We start from the raw sequence: 17769 nt of genomic DNA on the forward strand, positions 1-17769 counted from the left end.
CCCGGTTCGTGGTCGCATCATCAGTCGAGATCGAGCGGCGGACCGTCATCACCGCCCGGCGCCCGCGGCCCGCGGCGGCGGCCCATGCGGCGGAGCGCCCTGAAGCGGATCTCCCCGAAGCCGTCGCGGATGGTCCTGACAGTGTCCCGAAGCTCCCGTCGGGCGAGGAGCCAAGCGGCACCCAGATAGACGAGCGCGCCGACGAGCGCTACGGCGACGAGCGCGAGCGCTCTCGGCCAGCCCTCGACGCCGAGCGCCAACCGGTCGGCGTACGGGAGGATCAGGTAGAGGACGCCCCCCATGATCGCGGTCGCCGCCGCGGCGCCGGCGAACCCCCTGAGCATCCTGCCGTACCGTCCACGCCTGATGGCCCTCGGCACGAAGATGAGGAGCAGGATGATCTTGAGAATGTGCGACAGCGACGTGGCCAGCGCCACGCCGGCGTGATCGAGCGTTCCGATGAGCAGGTAGACCAGCAGCACCTTGAATCCGAGCCTGACGAACCCGGTGATCACCGGCGTCTTCGTGTCCCTGAGCGCCACGAAGCCGGACGTCAGGATGCTCGTCAGGCCCAGTGCCCAGACGGTCGGGGTGTAGAAGAGGAGCGCCCGCACCGTGAACGCGACCGACCGCTCGTCGAACTCGCCCCTCTGGAAGATCAGCCTCACGACCGGTTCGGCGAGAAGAGCCATCGCCACCGACACGGGCAGAAGCACGAAGAACCCGATCGACATCGACGTCGTCAGCTTATCGCCCAGCTCGTCGAGCCTGCCCTTCGCCGCCAGCCTCGCATAAAGCGGGAAGAGCACCGTCGAGAACCCGAGGATGAGGACCTCCTTCGGGATCTCGATCAGCCGGAGGGCGTACGCCAGGCCGGAGATGCTGCCCTCCGCCAGCAGCGAGGCGAAGAGACGGTCCACGACGTCGTCGAGCTTGGCCCCCGCCATGCCGATGAAGAGCGGCAGCGCCAGCCTCAGAATGCCCAGGAGCATCGGATGTCGGAAGTCGATGCGGAAGACCATCCGCTTGATGTTCCGGATGAGCATGGGTGACAGGATGAGGAAGCGGACGACGCTCGCCGCCAGGACGCCCCAGGCGAGCCCCCTGATGCCGTAGCGCGTCGCCAGGAAGACGGCCGCCGCGATCAGGATGACGTTGTGGACCGGCGCCGAGAGGGCCGGGACCGAGAAGATCCCGTACACGTGATAGAGCGACGAGAGAATGCCCGACGCGGCCGCGACGGCGATGGTCGCCGCCATGATGCGTGTCAGCGACGCCGCGAGCTCGTGGGTCGGCCCGTCGAAGCCGGGAGCTATCGCGCGGACGATCCACGGCGCCGCGACGAAGACGACGAGAGCCGCGACGGCCACGATGGCCACGAAGTCCGTCAGGAGAACCCCGACGGAGCGCCAGGCGCGGTCCTCGCCGTCGCGCTCCGCCGTCTCAGAGAAGATCGGAATGAACCCCGACCGGATGGGCGTACGAAGCCAGCTGTTGACGATCGTCGGGACGGTGAAGGCGACGAGGAACGCGTCCATCACGGCGGTGGTCCCGAACTGCGCCGCCACCACGATGTCCTTCACGAGCCCGAGGGCCTTACCCACAAGAGCAAGGCCGATGACCCAGGCCGCCGACACGAACAGACGGCCGGCATCCGATCTGGTGCGGTTCGCACTCACGACGCCTCCGCTCTCTCCGGGACGTCGTCCTCCGGACCTCCCGCCGCTCTGCGACGCCTCCGGAGGACCTCGTTCACCACGACGACGAGGACGATGGTGACCGCCTGGATGACCAGTATGAGCTCACGGGGGACATCGGTGAACACGTCGACCTCGAGCGCGCCGGTGTTGAGCACACCGAAGAGGAGCGCCGCCGGCAGCACGCCGAGCGGCGAGTTCCTTCCGAGAAGAGCGACCGCGATGCCGAGGAAGCCGATGCCGCCCGAGAAGTTGTCGAGGAAGCGGTAGCGGAACCCCATGACCTCGTTCGTCGCGACGAGCCCCGCGAAGGCCCCGCTCAGGGCCATGGCCGCGACCGTCACCCTCCGTACGCTGATTCCGGCATACTCGGCAGCCTTCGGGTTCTCACCGACGGCGCGGATCTCGTAGCCGAGCCGCGTGCGGTACAGAATGAACCACGCGGCGGCGACCGCGGCCAGCGCGACGATCAGCGAGGCGTTCAGCGGGTTCGCGTCCGGCACCGGGATCCCGATCGCCTGAAGCGCGGGCGCCAGCCTGGGAAGACGCGCCGCCACTGCGATCCGCGGCGTCTGGGGCGTCATCTGGCCGGCCTCGCGAAAGACGTTGACGACGAGGTAGCTCGTGAGCCCGATCGCGATGAAGTTCATCATGATCGTGTTGATGACCTCATGGACCCCGAGGCGCGCCTTGAGATACCCCGGCACGGCCGCCCAGAGCGCGCCGCCCCCGGCCGCCGCCACAAGGGCCGCCGGGACCGCGAGGACGGCCGGCACGCCGTCCAGGGCGAGTCCGGCAACGGCGCAGAGGAGCGATCCGATGTAGAGCTGCCCCTCGCCGCCGATGTTGAAGAGCCCGGCGCGGAAGGCGAACGCCACAGCGAGACCGGCGAAGATGAGAGGACAGGCGTTGAAGAGGACGAGGGCCAGACCGTCCACGCTCCCGAAGGCCCCGCGCAGGAGAATGGCGAACACGGTGAGCGGGTTCTCGCCGATGGCCAGCACGACGAGGCCGCCCACGAGCATCGCCGCCGCCACGGCCAGGAGTGGCGACAGAACATCCACGATGCCCGCGCGCGCGTTTCTCATGACGCTCCCCCCGCAGCACCGGTCATGAGGAGGCCGATCGACTCCTCGGTCGCGTCGGAGGCATCGACGACCGCCGCGAGCCGTCCCTTGTACATGACCGCGATGCGGTCGGCGAGCGTCAGGATCTCGGACAGCTCCGAGGAGACCAGGACGACGGCTGCGCCGTCGTCGCGCAGTCTGAGGATCTCACCGTGGACGAACTCGATGGCTCCGATGTCGACGCCGCGGGTGGGCTGCGATGCGACCAGGAGGCGCGGGGCGCCGTCGAGTTCACGTGCCACGATGAGCTTCTGCTGGTTCCCGCCTGAGAGTCCGGAGGCGAGGGCTTCCGGGTCCGGCGGCCTGAGGTCGTTCTCCTCGATGAGCCGCTCAGCCTCGCTGCGGAAGGACGTCGGATCGAGCAGGCCGCGCGACGAGTAGGGCTCCCGGTGATGCCGTCCCAGCGCCAGGTTCTCCGAGACGCTGAACGCACCGACCAGCCCGCGCTCCAGACGGTCCTCGGGAACGTGTGAGACGCCGAGGTCCCTGATGCCCCGCGGTCCGAGCCCCGCCACGTCGGTGCCGTCCAGTTCGACCCGGCCCGAGGACGGTCGTCTGAGGCCGGTCAGCGCCTCGACGAGCTCCGTCTGGCCGTTTCCCTGCACGCCGGCCACGCCGAGTATCTCCCCGGCACGGACCTCGAATGATACGTCCTCGACCAGGGTCTCGCCCCGCAGTCCCCTCACCGACAGCCCGTCGACGGTCAGGCGGACGGGACCAGGTGTCGGCGGTTTCTTCGTCACCCTGAGCAGCACGTCCCGCCCGACCATCATCCTCGCGAGCGAGCCCTCGTCCGTCGCCCCAGCCTCGACGAGACCCGTGACCCGGCCGTCACGCATCACGGTGATCCGGTCGGCGAGCGCAAGCACCTCGTCCAGCTTGTGGGTGATGAAGAGGATGGTCCTTCCGTCCTCGCGGAGCGCGCGGAGAATCGCGAAGAGCTCGTCGACCTCGGACGGCGTCAGAACCCCCGTCGGCTCGTCGAGGATCAGCGTTCTCGCCCCGCGGTAGAGCACCTTGGCGATCTCGACGCGCTGCTCGAGACCGACTGAGAGATCGCCTACGAGCGCCTCCGGGTCGAGTGCGAACCCGTACTCCTGCGAGAGCCGCTCGACGCGCCGGGCCGCGGCCCCCGAGTCGAGAAGGACGCCGAAGCGGGTGGGCTCCTCGTTGAGGACGACGTTCTCGGCGACTGTCAGTGTGTCGACGAGCATGAAGTGCTGGTGGACCATGCCCAGGCCGAGCCGGATCGCGGCGGAGGGACTGTGGCGGCGGACGGGCCGCCCGTGAACGGCGATCTCGCCGGCGTCGGGAGGGACGAGACCGTAGAGGATCTTCATCAGGGTCGACTTGCCCGCGCCGTTCTCGCCGACGATGGCGTGGATCTCGCCCTCCTCGACAAGGAGGTCGACGTCGCTGTTCGCGAGAACGCCCGGGTAGGACTTCGTGATCCCGCGCATCTCGACGGCCGGACGTGGGGCCATGGATCCTCCGTCGGCGCCTCAGGCTTCCTCGCTGGAGCGAAGCGGGGCGGACCTTCGCCTACTCTCTGGGAACGTCGATCTCGCCGGCGATGATCGCGGCCCGCGCCTCTTCGACGGCGGTGATCATCTCTTTCGTCAGAAGAGCCTCGTTGTACTGGTCGACCGCGTAGCCGATGCCGTTGTCCTCCAGACCGAACTCTCGGACACCGCCCTCGAAGTTCCTCTCGACGACCGATTTGACGATCATGTAGACCGCGTTGTCAACGCGCTTGACCATGCTGGTCAGCACGTGACCGGGCGCCATGTAGTTCTGGTTCGAGTCGACGCCGATGGCGTACCGGCCCGTCTCCCGGGCCGCCTCGATGACACCGTTCCCGGTGCTGCCGGAGGCGTGGTAGATGACATCGACCCCTCTACCGTACTGAAGGAGGGCCAGCTCCTTGCCCTTCGCCGGGTCGGCGAAGGCCTGGGGCGTTGAGCCCGCGTACGCGACGGTCGTGGACACACGCGGGTTGGCATACTCGGCTCCCGCGACGAAGCCGGCCTCGAACCTGTGAATGAGCGGGATGTCCATCCCGCCGATGAAGCCGATGCGGTCTGTCTTCGTGAACTCCCCCGCGAGCACGCCGACGAGGAACGAGCCCTCCTCTTCCCGGAACGTGAGTCCCGCGAGGTTCGGAGGCAGCGTCTCGTCCGGCCGGACGTCGTAGTCCACACATGCGAACTTCGTCTCAGGATAGTCGGCGGCGACCGACCGGATGGAGTCGCTGAAAAGGAAACCGACGCCGATGATGAGATCGTATCCGGACTGCGCGAGCTTCCGGAGACCCGTCTCGCGGTCGGCATCCTGTCCGGGCTCGAACTCGGTGAACGTGACACCGAGTTCGTCGGCCGCCAGGAGGAGTCCCCTGTACGCCGAGTCGTTGAACGACTTGTCGCCCTTTCCACCGACGTCGAACACCATGCCGACCCTGACACCGTCGTGGTCGGCGCCGTCGGGCGCTTCGCCGCACCCGGTCACGCCAGCGACCAGCGCCGCGGCCACGAGGAGGAGCACGAGCTTCCTGTCCATTGTCACCCCCGTCACTTGACGTTGTGTCGAGACCCGGTTCAGCCGCTCGAGGCGGCCGGAACGTCGTCATCCTCTTCCTGCTCGATGCAGGCGAGCGCGCCGGACGCCGCGGCCCTCCGCATCAGGAAGGTGTAGGCCACAAGACCGCCGACGACAACGAGAGAACCACCCTTGAAGACGAAGTCAAGGCCGAAGATGCCCTCGGCGAAGCCGCCGGCCAGGGGCCCCAGAATGAGCCCGATGCTCATGCCGCTGTTGAAGAGCGCCATGACGGTCCCCATGCCGTTGAACCTCCGCCCGCACTGCGTCGCCGTCGCCATCGCCGAAGGGAACCCGAGGGCGCTGGCCATGCCGGTGGCCATCTGCAGGAAGAACAGATGGGTCACGGTCCTGCAGTACGGTATGGCGAAGATCACGGCCGCGCTCGCCGCCATGCCGATGCCCATCAGAACGTGCTTCGGGGCGCGGTCGGCGAGCTTCCCGAAGGGGATCTGCATGAAGCCGGCGAGCATGATGTTCGTGGCGAGCAGGACGCCGATCATCGTGAGCGAGGCGCCGCGTTCCTCAGCGACGAACGGCAGGAACGGGATGACGACACCCCGCCCCAGGGCGATCGCGATGCGATAGATGAGCAGCGCCCCGACGATGCTGTGCGACAGGACCGACCGGACGGGCGCCCGCCGCTTCCACCGTTCGCGGTGCAGGCCCAGCTCCGGCAGCAGGAAGATCACCAGAATGAGCGCCACGGCCGAGAACGACCCCATGGCGTAGAAGACCGCCCCCATGCCGAAGCGGTCCGCGAGGCCGCCTCCCAGAAGGGGCCCGAGCCCGAACGCCGTGAAGAGCGAGACCATGAAGGTCCCCATGAACGAGCCCTCGCGACCCCTGGGCGCAATGTCCCCGATGTAGGCCTGGGCGACGGGGATGACCATCCCGGCCGACGCTCCATGAAGGACACGAACCAGAATGAGATGCCAGGCGCTGTCGGCGTTCAGGTACCCAAGCGAGAAGATCGAGTAGGCCGCCAGGCCGATCGCGAGGAAGAGCTTCCTGCCGAAGCGGTCGGAGAGTCGACCGATGAACGGAACGAGGAGGAGCCGCGCCGTGGAGAACCCGGCGAAGATCATGCCCAGCGAGAGCCCTGCCGCGCCGAGGTCGCGGGCGTAGAGCGGCAGAAGCGGGCCGATGAACCCCACGCCGATCGTCGACGCGAACATGGCTATGAAGAGAATCGTGTAGACGCGCCGGTGCACGACACCTCCGGGCCAGCTTCGGCGTGCCTGCGCTCTAGACGAAGAGGTCGACGAACTCGAAGGCGTTGACATCGACGAGCCCGAGGTCGGTGACCTTGAGCTCGGGGATGACGGGGAGCGCAAGGAACGACATCGCCATAAACGGGTCATCGAGCGTCGAACCCAGGTCGCGGGCAGCGTCGTGAACCCGCTCGAGTCCGTCCACGACGTCCTCGAGCCCCGACTCGCTCATGAGGCCGGCGATCGGGAGCGGAAGCCCCTCGACAAGCTCTCCGTTCCGGACGACAGCCAGTCCGCCCTTCATCTTCGAGATCTCGACGACTGCGGCCATCATCTCCTCACTCGAGGTGCCGACGACCACGATATTATGGGAGTCGTGCGCCACCGAGCTGGCGATCGCTCCGTGCTTCAGACCGAACCCGCGGACCACGGCCTTCCCCACGGTGTCGCTGGCGTGATGGCGTTCGACGACCGCGACCGGAAGGAGGTCCCGCTCGAGGTCCGGCACAAGTTCGCCGTTCGAGACCTTCGCGTCCTCTACGCGCGCCCGGGTGATGATCTGGTCGGGGACGAGGTCGATGACGCGGATGCGGCTGCCCGTCGCCTCGATGCGGAAGTCCTCCGGCGACACCCACTTGATGTTGATCGAGCTCCTGAGGCTCGGGAGCGGTATCTCAGGCTTCGGGACGACCATCTCGCCGTCCTCGGCAACGACCTTCCCGCCCTTGAGGACCTTCCTCACGATGAACTTCTCGAGGTCGTCGGCGACGACGAGATCGGCCGTGTAACCGGGCGCGATCGCGCCGAGGTCGTTCAGGCGGTAGTACTGTGCCGTGTTGATCGTCGCCATCCTGATGGCGGAGACGGGGTCGAGCCCCTCGCTGACGGCCAGACGGACCATGTGGTCGATGTGCCCCTTCTCGAGGAGGTCTTTCGGGTGGCGGTCATCGGTGGCGAAGAAGCAGCGCGACAGGTTCTCGCACGTGACGGCCGGCAGGAGGTCCTTGAGGTTCTTCGTCACTGAGCCTTCACGGAGCATGATGTGCATGCCGAGGCGGAGCTTCTCGAGAACCTCGTCCGTCGAGGTGCTCTCGTGGTCGGACGTGACGCCCGTGGCGAGATAGGCGTTCAGGTCCTTCCCCGACAGACCGGGTGCGTGCCCGTCGATCCGCTTCCGGTCCTGGGTCATGGTGATCTTATCGAGAAGCCCCTCGTCCTCTCGGAGCACGCCCGGGAAGTTCATCACCTCTCCGAGACCAAGGACCCACTTCTCGGCCAGGAGCGGGTAGAGATCGAAGCCCTTGAGGTCCGCGCCCCCGGTCTCGAAGTGAGTGGCTGGAACGCAGGACGGGAGCATGACGAAGACGTTGACGGGTCCGAACTTGCTGGAGTTCAGCATGTAGTGGATGCCCTCGAGACCATGGACGTTCGCGATCTCGTGCGGATCGGCCACGACCGATGTCGTGCCGCGGGGTGCGACGGAGCGCGCGAACTCCTGGACGGTCACCATCGTGCTCTCGATGTGCATGTGGCCGTCGATGAGACCGGGAAGAAGATAGGCGCCCTTGAGATCGAGCTCCCGACGTCCCTTGTAGTCTCCGACGCCTGCGATGCGGGTCCCGCTGATAGCGACGTCGCCCTCGTGGATCTCGGACGAGAAGACATTGACGATCCGACCGTTCTTGAGAACAAGGTCGGCCGGCATGGTCCCCCGCGCCACGCGGATCATCCTGACGATGTCTTTCATGCGCTCCTCGCAGCCCTTCGTTCGTCGGTTCTCCGTCTGATGTCCGATCCGGAGTGCGCCTCGTCCGCGTCCCGCACCTGCATGCGGCGGCGGCAGCCCGCCGGTCACGCCGTCATGTGCGTCCCGGTCTCGCCGTCGAGCGCCCGCCCGATGGATTCGGGCGAGGTGATGATGACCTCCTCGCCTCCGCCGTCGATGAAGTGGATTCCGGCCAGGATCTTCGGCCCCATGCTCCCCGGAGGGAAGTGACCCTCGTCGCAGTAGACGCGGGCGTCGGACACCGATAGACGCGGGAGCCGGGCCTCGTTCTCCTCACCGAAGTGCAGGGAGACCTGCTCCACGGCCGTCGAGATGAGCAGGAGCTGCGCGCCGATCGAGTTCCCGATGAGTCTGGACGCGTGGTCCTTGTCGATGACGGCCTCGATGCCCTGGAGCTCCCCGTGCCGGTTCTCGACCACGGGCACTCCGCCGCCGCCGACCGCTATCACGATCGACCCGGCCTCGAGCAAGCGCTTGATGGAACGCGCCTCCACAACACGTTTCGGCATCGGTGACGGCACGACGCGCCGCCACCCGCGATTGGCGTCCTCGACGACGTCCCAGCCCGCTTCGTCCCGCTTCCGCTCGGCTTCCTCGCGGGTGTAGAACGGGCCGATCGGCTTCGTCGGCTCATCGAACGCGGGGTCGTCCGGGTCGACGACGACCTGCGTGACGACCGTCACGACCTCCCGGTCGATGCTCCGCGCGCCGAGCTCTGCGCTCAGCACCTGCTGGAGCATGTATCCCATGCTGCCCTGCGTATCCGCGACACAAGAGTCGAGGGGAATCGGGGGAACCACGTGCGCCGCCATCTCAGCGCGGAGGAGGATACCGCCGACCTGAGGGCCGTTCCCGTGGGTCACCACGATGTCGTAGCCCCGTGCGATCATGTCGGCGATGTGGGCCGCTGTCTCGCGCGCGTTGGCGAACTGCTCGGACACGGTCCCCCGCTGTCCCGGCTTCGTGATGGAGTTCCCGCCGACGGCGACAACTGCGAGTTTGCTCATCCCTGCTCCCGTGAGATCCCCGCGGCGTCCACCTCGCCGTCCCGGACCGCCGGTCCCTGAAAGCGAGCGGCGTGGCCGCAGCAGCAGCCACGCCCGACGCGGAACGCCCGGAGAACCTAGAGCCCTGCCTTCACAGCCTGATAGTCGTCCATCGTGTCGACGTCGATCAGGAAGCCTTCGTCGTCCCGCTCGACCTCCACGACCGCCTCGCCCTCTTTCTCGACGATGTCGCGGGCGCCGGAGTCGCCGCTCAGGCTCTCCAGCTCCTCGCGGTAGGACCCGTCGAACAGCTGCGGGTGTCCTCGCCGGCCGTCGAGCACGGGGACCGCGATGCGCGCCCCCTGCGAGTGAGCGTCGACCAGAGCGTCGACATCGTCCGTCGTGAAGAAGGGCGTGTCGCCGGGCACGATGAGTATGGGAGAAGCCTCCCACGAGCAGGCGCTGACGCCCTGTCCGATGGACGATCCGACACCCTCTGTGTAGCGGGCGTTGCCGACCAGCTCGAGTCGCTCGTCGAGCACTCCGGCCAACGAGGTGCCCACCTCGTCCGCCTCCGCACCCAGGACGACGACCACCTCGTCGATCTTTTTCGAATCCAGAAGGCGGCCGACGATCTGTCTGATCATCGGCACTCCGTCGATCGGGAGGACCTCCTTCTTCATCCCAAGGCGTTTCGACTCACCGGCTGCGAGTACGACTGCTGATGCCATGAAACCCCTCTTCAGTATTCCGAGCGGTCTTCGGACCGCGGCGCCCGCCGACACACGGGCGCCGCCGACCGCACGCCCGCTAGCCGCGGGACATCACGTCCTTGATCGACTCGAGCGCCTTCTCGATGTTCTCGAGCGAGTTGGCGTAGCTGAACCTCAGATAGCCCTCGCCGAACTTGCCGAAACAGGTCCCGGAGAGGCAGGCGACGCCGGCCTCGTTCAGCATCCTGTCCGCCAGCTCCTGCGACTTCATTCCCGTCTCGGTGATGTTCGGGAAGACGTAGAACGCGCCCCTGGGCCTCAGGCACGAGAAGCCGTCGACCTCGTTCAGCCCGTCGACGATCGCGTCGCGGCGCTTCTTGAAGATGCCGACCATCTTCTCGACCTCGTCCTGGGGGCCCTTCAGGGCCTCGATACCGGCGATCTGCACGAACGACGTCGCATGCGAGTAGACGTTCGTGTTGAGCTTCGTGAACTTCTCGGCGATCGCCTTCGGCATCGCGGCGTACCCCAGGCGCCATCCGGTCATCGCGTAGGTCTTCGAATGCGCATCCATCAGGATCGTGCGCTCCTTCATGCCCGGCAGGGCGGCGATCGTCTGGTGCTCGCCCTCGTAGACGATCTTGCTGTAGACCTCGTCGGACAGCACGACCACGTCGTTCTCGATCGCCAGCTCGGCGATACGCTCGAGGTCACCCTTCGTCAGCACGCCGCCGGTCGGGTTCTGCGGCGAGTTGATAATGAGCATCTTCGTGTTCGGGTTGATCTTCTCCTCGAGCTCCGCGATGTCGAAACGGAAGTCCTTGTCCTCGCGGAGCTGGAGCGGAACATCCTTGCCGCCCGCGAACCGGATCGCCGACTCGTAGATCGGATAGCCCGGGTTCGGGTAGATGACCTCGTCGCCGTGGTCGACCAGCGCGAGGATGGGGAGGAAGATGATCGGCTTGCCGCCCGGCGTCAGGACGATCTCGTCGGGCGTGTACTGAATGCCCCGGTCCTCAGCGAAGAACTCGCAGACGGCCTCGCGCGCGACCATGAGGCCGGCCGACGGTCCGTAGTGCGTCATCCCGTCCCAGATGGCCTTCTCGGCCGCCTTCCGGATGTTGTCGGGCGTATCGAAGTCCGGCTCGCCGATCTCGAGATGGACGATCTCGCGCCCTTTCGCCTCGAGGGCACGGGCCTTGGCCAGCACCTCGAACGCGGTCTCAGTACCCAACCTGTTCATGCGCTCCGCGAACATGTCAGTCCTCCTTGTGTCGCTCTCACGGCCCCTCGCGGAGCCTCGTCAACGCACCACGGCGGGCTCAGACGCCGCCGTCCGTATCACCCGACTCCGTACGCTTCTTCAGGACGTCCCTGACGGCCTGCGCGATGTCCCGCGCCTTGAGACCGAAATGAGCGAGCAGCTGTTCGTGCTCGCCCGAGACGCCGAACCTGTCTCCTACTCCGATGATCCTGATGGGGGTCGGTCGCTCCGTGTGTGTCAGGGCCTCCGCAACGGCGCCGCCGAGGCCGCCGATGATGGAGCCCTCCTCGACCGTCACGATGGCCGACGTCTCCGCCGCCGCCCGCCCGACGATGGCCCTGTCGAGCGGCTTGATCGTGTGGCAGTTGATGACGCGCACCGAGATTCCCGTGTCCTCGAGCGTCCTTGCCGCCTTCATCGCCTCGTAGACCATGACGCCGCAGGCGATCACGGTCACGTCCTGACCCTGGCGATACACGCTGCCCTGTCCGACGATGAACGGCGTGAGGTCGGTCGTCACGACGGGCACGCGCGTGGCCGCCATGCGCATGTAGACTGGACCGGGGATCCGGGCGGCCGCCACGGTAGCCCGCGCCGCCTGCACCGAATCGGCGGGCACGACGACCGTCATCCCGGGGAGCGTTCGCATGACGGCGACGTCCTCGAGCGACTGCCGGGAACCTCCCGCGGCCCCGGCCGACAGGCCGGCGTCGGCGCCGCAGATATTGACGTTGAGCGACCCGTAGCAGATCGTCGAGCGGATGATGTCCCACGCCTTGCCGGCCGCGAGCATTCCGTGCGTCGTGACGAACACACACTTGCCGGCCAGCGCGAGCCCGGCCGCCGTACCGATCATGTCCTGTTCACAGAGTCCGATGTCCATGAACCGATCGGGGAACCGCTTCCGGAACTCGGCCGTCCCGCTGGAGCCGGCCAGGTCCGCGTCCATCACGATGATGTCGTCACCGCGCTCGGCGAGCTCGATCAGCCCGCGCTCGTAGCCGCTGTTCGTGGCCTCGGTCTCGATCACGCTGTGCGCGATGTCGACGAGTCCCGTCTCCACCATTCAGGAATCCTCCGACGCCGCCGGCCGGCGGCGTTCGTGCGTCTCATCCGGACGGCGTCCGGTCGGCTCGTCAGGCCAGGGCCTTCATCGCCTCTTCGTACATCTCCTCGGTGAGAGGACGATCGTGCCACTCCGCCCGTCCCTCCATGAACGGCACGCCCTTTCCCTTGACGGTCCGGGCAAGGACGACCGTCGGCCGGCCCTTGACCGACGCCGCCTCGGAGAGGGCGCCCGACAGCCGCTCGGCATCGTGACCGTCGAGGTCGATGACGTGCCAGTTGAAGGTCCGCCACTTGTCCGACAGCGGAGCGAGGGCGACGATGTTCTCCGTGTTTCCGTCACCCATCATCTTGTTGCGATCGATGATGACGCAGACGTTGTCGAGTTTGTGGTGCGCGGCCGTCATCGCGGCCTCCCACACCTGTCCCTCGTGCGCCTCGCCGTCACCCATGAGGCAGTAGACGCGATGTTCCTTCCTGTCGCGCTTCGCGGCGATGGCGCACCCGTTCGCGATCGAGAGTCCCTGTCCGGGCGAGCCCACCGAGGCGTCGATGCCCGGCGTCGTCTGCATGTCAGGGAATCCCTGCAGGATTGACTTCAGCTTGCGGAACGTCATCAGCTCCTTGACGTCGAAGAACCCTCGACGCGCCAGGACGGAGTAGAGCGCCGGCGCGGCGTGCGCCTTGGACAGGATGAAGCGATCGCGATCGTCCCAAGCTGGGTCCTCCGGCTTGACACGCATGGCGTCCCAGTAGAGCACGACGAGCGCGTCCACGGCAGACAGCGACCCTCCGACGTGCCCGGAGCCCGCCTCGAGGATCATCGTGAGGACGTCGCGCCTGACGACCTTCGCTATCTCCGCCAGTTCGATCGGCGTCGGAGACATCGATCACTCCCCGCCCAGCGAGAGCGCCATGAGCCCGGTCGCACCGTCGAGCCTGCGCTTCGCCTTCGCGTCCGTCTTGAGGATGACGATCTCGTTGGTGACGTTGACCTTGCCCTTCGAGAGGTGTCCGGCGACGGCCTCCTTTGTGTGCCGGGCCAGCACGGCATGGACGTGGAAGTGCCAGTCGCCGTCCTGCTTGATGATGTTGCCCGTCATCGACACGAGTTCCATGGGCTCGGGGAAGAGCACCGCGGAGTACTCCCCGTTCTTGACGAAGAAGTTGAGCTCCGCCTGCTTGAGCATGCCGATACCGGAGAGCACGACACCGGTCCGGACGTCGCATGCTTCGGCTACGGCCTTGAGCTGTTCGTAGAGATCCTCATCCTGATGAAGCCGCACGAGGATCAGATCGCCGGACTGCGTGTACTCCATCGTTCCCCACCCCCCGTTCCGAGCCGCGCATCGACCGTCGACGCCGTGAGACGTGCGACAGCCGGTAGCGACGCAAAGACGCGTCCGCCGGAGCCGCTGTGGTTCGGGACCCAGGGACGGCTCCGGAGCGAAATAGCGCCTAGCAGTAGGCGTTTCAGAACTGATAAGCCTACGCTACGGAACGCGGCATGTCAACGTGATTCGCCCTGGCGGGCCCGTGATGGGGCGCACGCTTGCGAGACTTCGAGCAAACGTTAGGATGAGTAACTGAGTCAGATTCGATGAGGGGGGGGGAGTAGCTGGGAGCTTCCGGCGACGTGTGCTATACTCCAGATGCCTCCCCCTGTGAGAGGAGGGACATGCCATGAAGTGCTGCCACAGAGCGGTGATCATCCTCGCCCTGATTCCCGCCGTCGCCGCAGCCACGACGCACACGGTCGACGACTCCGGCACCCAGACCTACGTGACGATCGGAGAGGCCTTCGCGGCCGCCTCTTCGGGCGACACCATTCTCGTCTCCCCCGGCACCTACACGGGCCCCGGCAACCGCCGGATCGACTTCGTGGGCAGGGACCTCGTGCTCAAGTCGACATCGGGCGCGGGCGTCACGGTGATCGACTGCGAGGGACAAGGGCCGGCACTCGTTCTCGAGCGAGGCGAGTCGGACCACTGCGCCGTCGAGGGCTTCACGTTCCAGAACGGCAGCGGCTATGAGTTCGGCGATACGGGGCTCGGCCTCGAAGGCGGCGCGATCTACCTGTGGGGCGCCGACCCGCTCATCATCGACTGTGAGTTCGTGTCGAACGAGGCCGATTACGGCGGCGCCATCTTCTCGGGACCGTACTCGTCCCCGAAGATCTACTACTGCAACTTCGCCGACAACCATGCGAACGACTACGGCGGCGCCGTGTACACATATCAGGCCTCTCCTGAGTTCCGCACCTGCGAGTTCACCGACAACACGGCCAACCTCAACGGCGGGGCAATCTCGTCGAAGACCGAATCGGCTATCGTCGTGTCGAGCTGCGACTTCACCGGGAACGTGGCCAGTGAGGGCGGCGCCGTCTTCGCGGGCTCGACGCCTCCCGAAGAGGAGATACGCTTTCCCACGACGGCCTCCATCGTCAAGAACTCCCACTTCTATGAAAACGAGGCCAACCTGGGGGGCGCGCTCTTCATCAGCGGCTTCTCCGCCACGGTCGTCAACTTCTGCACAATCGCCGAGAACACGGCCGACCGGGGAGGAGGACTGTACGCCGTCACGAAATCCGAGCGGACGCCGGTCATCGAGAACTGCACGTTCGCGCTGAACTCCGCCCGGTACGGCGCCGGCATCTACTCGAAGGCCGACGTGACCTACGAGTTCATGTCCGTCAAGAACACCCTGCTCGCGTTCAACACCGGCGGAGGCGGCGCCATCCACCGCGAGGACTACTCGGCGCTCGAGACCACGCGCTGCGTGGCGTACGGCAACGAGGGCGGAGACGACCTCTGGGGCGAGGACGTCCTGGTCGACGACCCGCTCTTCTGCGACATGGGATCCAGGAACTTCCGACTCTGCTCGAACTCGGTCTGCATCAAGTCGAACAACCCGTGGGACTTCCTCATCGGGTCGGGCTACGAGGGGTGCGACGCGTGCACCTCGCCGGTTCAGGATGTGTCGTGGGGATCGATCAAGGCGATCTACCGGTGACACGTCGGGGCGCGGGCGGCCTCTGTCAGGTAAGCCGAAGTACGACGGCGCGGGACATGAACCCGCGCCGTTCCCGTTTCAGACCGCCGCTTGGACGCCCGACCGCTACCGCACGCCGGGCCGCTGACAGACGGTCTTCCTCGGGACGAACGCCCCATGGGAAGGGGCCCCCACCAGCCGTCGGTTCTCGACCACCCAGACGCCGCGGACCATCGTCGCCACGGGCCATCCGGTCAGCGCCCCGGCGTCGTACACGGCGTAGTCCGAGTGACCGCCGACGACGTCAGGGGTCGCGTCGAGCGTCAGCTCCGGGTCGAGAATGACGAGGTCGGCGTCCGCCCCCTCACGGATGGCGCCCTTCCTCGGGTAGAGTCCGAAGATCTCCGAGGGCTGTGTCGCGATCAGGTCGACGAGCTCGTTCTCGGTCATCCGTCCCTCGCGGACACCGGCAGTCCACAGCACAGGGAGCAGCGTGCCGATCGACGGCACGCCCGGCGGAATCCGCCGAAAGTCGTCGGAGCCCTCGTCCTTCTCGTCCGCGGTGAAGGAGCAGTGGTCGCTCGCGACGACCTGAACGAACCCGTCCTCGATCCCCTGCCAGAGCGCCTCCCTGTGCGCACTGCCGCGGAGCGGCGGAAGCGTCGCGAAGCGATGTCCGTCTGACCGCTGAAGCAGGTCCTCGTCGAGCACCAGGTAGTGCGATGCCGTCTGACAGTAGACGTCGACGCCGAGGTCGATCGCCTCTTCGGCCGCAGTCAGCGCCTCCCCGGTCGATACGTTGGCGATGCACACGGGGGCGTCGGCCTGGAAGGCGGCGCGAAGCGTACGCGCCACGGCCTCACCCTCAGCGTAGCTGGGGCGCGACGCGGCCAGCGCGCGGGCCCCCAGCCGACCCTTCTCCGCAAGGCGGCCGGTTCTGCGCCTGGTCAACCAGCCGGTCTCGCTCCGCACAGAGACGAGGGCCCCCTCGCGCGAGGATTCCAGCAGGAGACCGTAAAGCTCATCGTCCCCGAGGGCCGTCGGGTCATCGATGCCGCCCGTGTTCGCAACGAGGCTGGGTGCCCCGAGCTCAACCAGGTCCGCGATCTCGCCGTCAGAGCGCTCTTCGATCCGGGTGAACCCCGCGTGGAACGCGAAGTCGACGTGCGAGACGCCCGTCGCCTCGAGCACGGCCGCATCGACCGCGTCGGGGAGCGACTGTCCCTTGACCGGATAGGCGTGCGCCATGAAGGTCGTGACCCCACCCAGCGCCGCCTCCCCCGCCGTGTCCCCGAAGCCCGACGACTCGTGCCCCGAGTGCTCGACCCCCACGTGCGTTCTGACGTCGACGGCTCCCGGCAGGACGAGCATGCCGCGGGCGTCGAAGCGTTCTGCGTCCCTCGGGACCTCGATGTGCCGACCGACGGCCTTGATCGTCCCGTCCTCGATGAGGACGGACGCGTTGAAGGAGTCGATCGGGCCGACGACCCGGCCGCCCTCAATGACGATGCTCCTCGCAGTCGTTCTCTCCCGGCTCATCGGGATGCCCTCTGTCCGGCCGCGTCGACGAAGCCGACGATCGCCCGGACCAGCTCAACCTCGTGTCCCCAGTAGACGTGGTTCGCACCGGATATCACGACGCACGATGCCTCGCCTCCGAGGTGCGACGCCACGAGCTCGGCTGCCCGTGCCGGGTCGATCGTCACCGCTTCCTCGACGTCCCCCATGGTCACGAGCGCCGGAACGCTCAGCTTCTCGATGCGGTCGTAGTCGCCCTCGTCGCCCTGGCGCACAGCGAAGACATCGGTCACGGACGGGTCGCCGTAGAGACTCACCAGCGATGCGGCGGAGACGGGATGGTCCCGACCAGCGGTGATGAGCTCGTCACCCCTTCCGGCCTCGACGAACTCCCGGGCCTCGCTCACGACGGCCTCGAACCGGCCTTCTGTCCGCTGATCGAGCAGCCCGAACATGTCCGGCGGGGATATCAGGACGATGCCGCGTACGCCGTCCTCTCCTCGCTCGCTCAGGTAGTGCACGACACGCAGCGTTCCCAGGCTGTGTCCTGAGAACCAGACCGACTCAAAGCCCCGGTCTCTGACATGGCCGACGTACGCATCGATGTCATCGAGCGTTCGCTCGAAGAGATCGTACGCGGCCCCGCCCGGGACCGTGGTCGTCCCCGACCCAGAGCCGCTCAGGTTGTCGGCCACGTAGTCGTGACCGCGGTTGTTGACGGCGAGCATCGCCACGCCGGCCGACGCGAGCGCGTCGCCCATCTCGCTGACGAACCGGTTCTCGTAGAACGTGCCCGCGTAGCCGTGGACGTGA

Annotated in this window: 15 protein-coding genes; 1 reads left to right on the forward strand and 14 read right to left on the reverse strand. The window is 66.9% G+C overall.

The features are described 5' to 3' along the window. Positions 1-20: 20 nt before the first annotated feature. The 12 genes from murJ to GF405_05500 form a co-directional block, all read right to left on the reverse strand. Positions 21-1679, reverse strand: a complete 1659-nt coding sequence (gene murJ, locus GF405_05445; protein MBD3367600.1) for a murein biosynthesis integral membrane protein MurJ — start codon at positions 1677-1679, stop codon at positions 21-23. Further along, positions 1676-2785 (reverse strand): ABC transporter permease, encoded by a 1110-nt coding sequence (locus GF405_05450; protein MBD3367601.1) that lies wholly within the window; start codon positions 2783-2785, stop codon positions 1676-1678. Before GF405_05450 ends, murJ begins: the two co-directional genes overlap by 4 nt. Then, positions 2782-4308, reverse strand: coding sequence for an ATP-binding cassette domain-containing protein (locus tag GF405_05455; GenBank protein ID MBD3367602.1), 1527 nt, complete (start codon positions 4306-4308; stop codon positions 2782-2784). The genes GF405_05450 and GF405_05455 overlap by 4 nt, the downstream gene beginning before the upstream one ends. Before the next feature lie 58 nt (positions 4309-4366). Then, positions 4367-5380, reverse strand: a complete 1014-nt coding sequence (locus GF405_05460; GenBank protein MBD3367603.1) for a BMP family ABC transporter substrate-binding protein — start codon at positions 5378-5380, stop codon at positions 4367-4369. Positions 5381-5418: 38 nt separating this feature from the next. Continuing rightward, entirely contained in the window at positions 5419-6705 is a 1287-nt protein-coding gene (locus GF405_05465) for an MFS transporter (GenBank protein MBD3367604.1), read from the reverse strand. Beyond that, positions 6668-8380, reverse strand: a complete 1713-nt coding sequence (ade, locus tag GF405_05470; protein ID MBD3367605.1) for an adenine deaminase — start codon at positions 8378-8380, stop codon at positions 6668-6670. Before ade ends, GF405_05465 begins: the two co-directional genes overlap by 38 nt. A gap of 104 nt (positions 8381-8484) precedes the next feature. Beyond that, positions 8485-9426, reverse strand: a complete 942-nt coding sequence (gene arcC / locus GF405_05475; protein ID MBD3367606.1) for a carbamate kinase — start codon at positions 9424-9426, stop codon at positions 8485-8487. A 116-nt stretch (positions 9427-9542) separates the two neighbouring features. Next, the gene (locus GF405_05480; protein MBD3367607.1) at positions 9543-10136 is read right to left on the reverse strand and encodes an NTP transferase domain-containing protein; all 594 of its coding nucleotides are present in this window, start codon (positions 10134-10136) and stop codon (positions 9543-9545) included. Between the two features lie 79 nt (positions 10137-10215). After that, positions 10216-11376, reverse strand: coding sequence for an aminotransferase class I/II-fold pyridoxal phosphate-dependent enzyme (locus GF405_05485; protein ID MBD3367608.1), 1161 nt, complete (start codon positions 11374-11376; stop codon positions 10216-10218). Positions 11377-11440: 64 nt separating this feature from the next. Then, positions 11441-12448, reverse strand: coding sequence for a transketolase family protein (locus GF405_05490; GenBank protein ID MBD3367609.1), 1008 nt, complete (start codon positions 12446-12448; stop codon positions 11441-11443). A gap of 70 nt (positions 12449-12518) precedes the next feature. Next, complete coding sequence (locus tag GF405_05495; protein MBD3367610.1) at positions 12519-13334, reverse strand: transketolase; 816 nt, start codon at positions 13332-13334, stop codon at positions 12519-12521. Between the two features lie 3 nt (positions 13335-13337). Beyond that, positions 13338-13766 (reverse strand): DUF296 domain-containing protein, encoded by a 429-nt coding sequence (locus GF405_05500; protein ID MBD3367611.1) that lies wholly within the window; start codon positions 13764-13766, stop codon positions 13338-13340. A gap of 364 nt (positions 13767-14130) precedes the next feature. Here GF405_05500 and GF405_05505 point away from each other — a divergent pair, with 364 nt between their 5' ends. Beyond that, positions 14131-15459 carry a hypothetical protein gene (locus GF405_05505; protein MBD3367612.1) on the forward strand — a complete coding sequence of 443 codons (1329 nt, stop codon included), beginning with the start codon at positions 14131-14133 and terminating at the stop codon, positions 15457-15459. 105 nt (positions 15460-15564) lie between these two features. On the opposite strand, the gene GF405_05510 is transcribed toward GF405_05505, so the two are convergent. Both GF405_05510 and GF405_05515 read right to left on the reverse strand, forming a co-directional pair. After that, the gene (locus GF405_05510; protein ID MBD3367613.1) at positions 15565-16977 is read right to left on the reverse strand and encodes an amidohydrolase family protein; all 1413 of its coding nucleotides are present in this window, start codon (positions 16975-16977) and stop codon (positions 15565-15567) included. Continuing rightward, positions 16974-17769: alpha/beta fold hydrolase (locus GF405_05515; protein ID MBD3367614.1), on the reverse strand; the 796-nt coding region annotated here is incomplete at its 5' end. The genes GF405_05510 and GF405_05515, both read right to left, overlap by 4 nt.

This window comes from Candidatus Effluviviaceae Genus V sp. (assembly GCA_014728125.1).
Taxonomy (GTDB): Bacteria; Joyebacterota; Joyebacteria; order Joyebacterales; family Joyebacteraceae; genus WJMD01.

Bases quoted from the DNA above. Each gene is read 5' to 3' on its own strand.
- GF405_05450 (MBD3367601.1), bottom strand. From the start codon at position 2,785: ATGAGAAACGCGCGCGCGGGCATCGTGGATGTTCTGTCGCCACTCCTG.
- GF405_05455 (MBD3367602.1), bottom strand. From the start codon at position 4,308: ATGGCCCCACGTCCGGCCGTCGAGATGCGCGGGATCACGAAGTCCTAC.
- GF405_05460 (MBD3367603.1), bottom strand. From the start codon at position 5,380: ATGGACAGGAAGCTCGTGCTCCTCCTCGTGGCCGCGGCGCTGGTCGCT.
- GF405_05465 (MBD3367604.1), bottom strand. From the start codon at position 6,705: ATGTCAACGCCTTCGAGTTCGTCGACCTCTTCGTCTAGAGCGCAGGCA.
- ade (MBD3367605.1), bottom strand. From the start codon at position 8,380: ATGAAAGACATCGTCAGGATGATCCGCGTGGCGCGGGGGACCATGCCG.
- arcC (MBD3367606.1), bottom strand. From the start codon at position 9,426: ATGAGCAAACTCGCAGTTGTCGCCGTCGGCGGGAACTCCATCACGAAG.
- GF405_05480 (MBD3367607.1), bottom strand. From the start codon at position 10,136: ATGGCATCAGCAGTCGTACTCGCAGCCGGTGAGTCGAAACGCCTTGGG.
- GF405_05485 (MBD3367608.1), bottom strand. From the start codon at position 11,376: ATGTTCGCGGAGCGCATGAACAGGTTGGGTACTGAGACCGCGTTCGAG.
- GF405_05490 (MBD3367609.1), bottom strand. From the start codon at position 12,448: ATGGTGGAGACGGGACTCGTCGACATCGCGCACAGCGTGATCGAGACC.
- GF405_05495 (MBD3367610.1), bottom strand. From the start codon at position 13,334: ATGTCTCCGACGCCGATCGAACTGGCGGAGATAGCGAAGGTCGTCAGG.
- GF405_05500 (MBD3367611.1), bottom strand. From the start codon at position 13,766: ATGGAGTACACGCAGTCCGGCGATCTGATCCTCGTGCGGCTTCATCAG.
- GF405_05505 (MBD3367612.1), top strand. From the start codon at position 14,131: ATGAAGTGCTGCCACAGAGCGGTGATCATCCTCGCCCTGATTCCCGCC.
- GF405_05510 (MBD3367613.1), bottom strand. From the start codon at position 16,977: ATGAGCCGGGAGAGAACGACTGCGAGGAGCATCGTCATTGAGGGCGGC.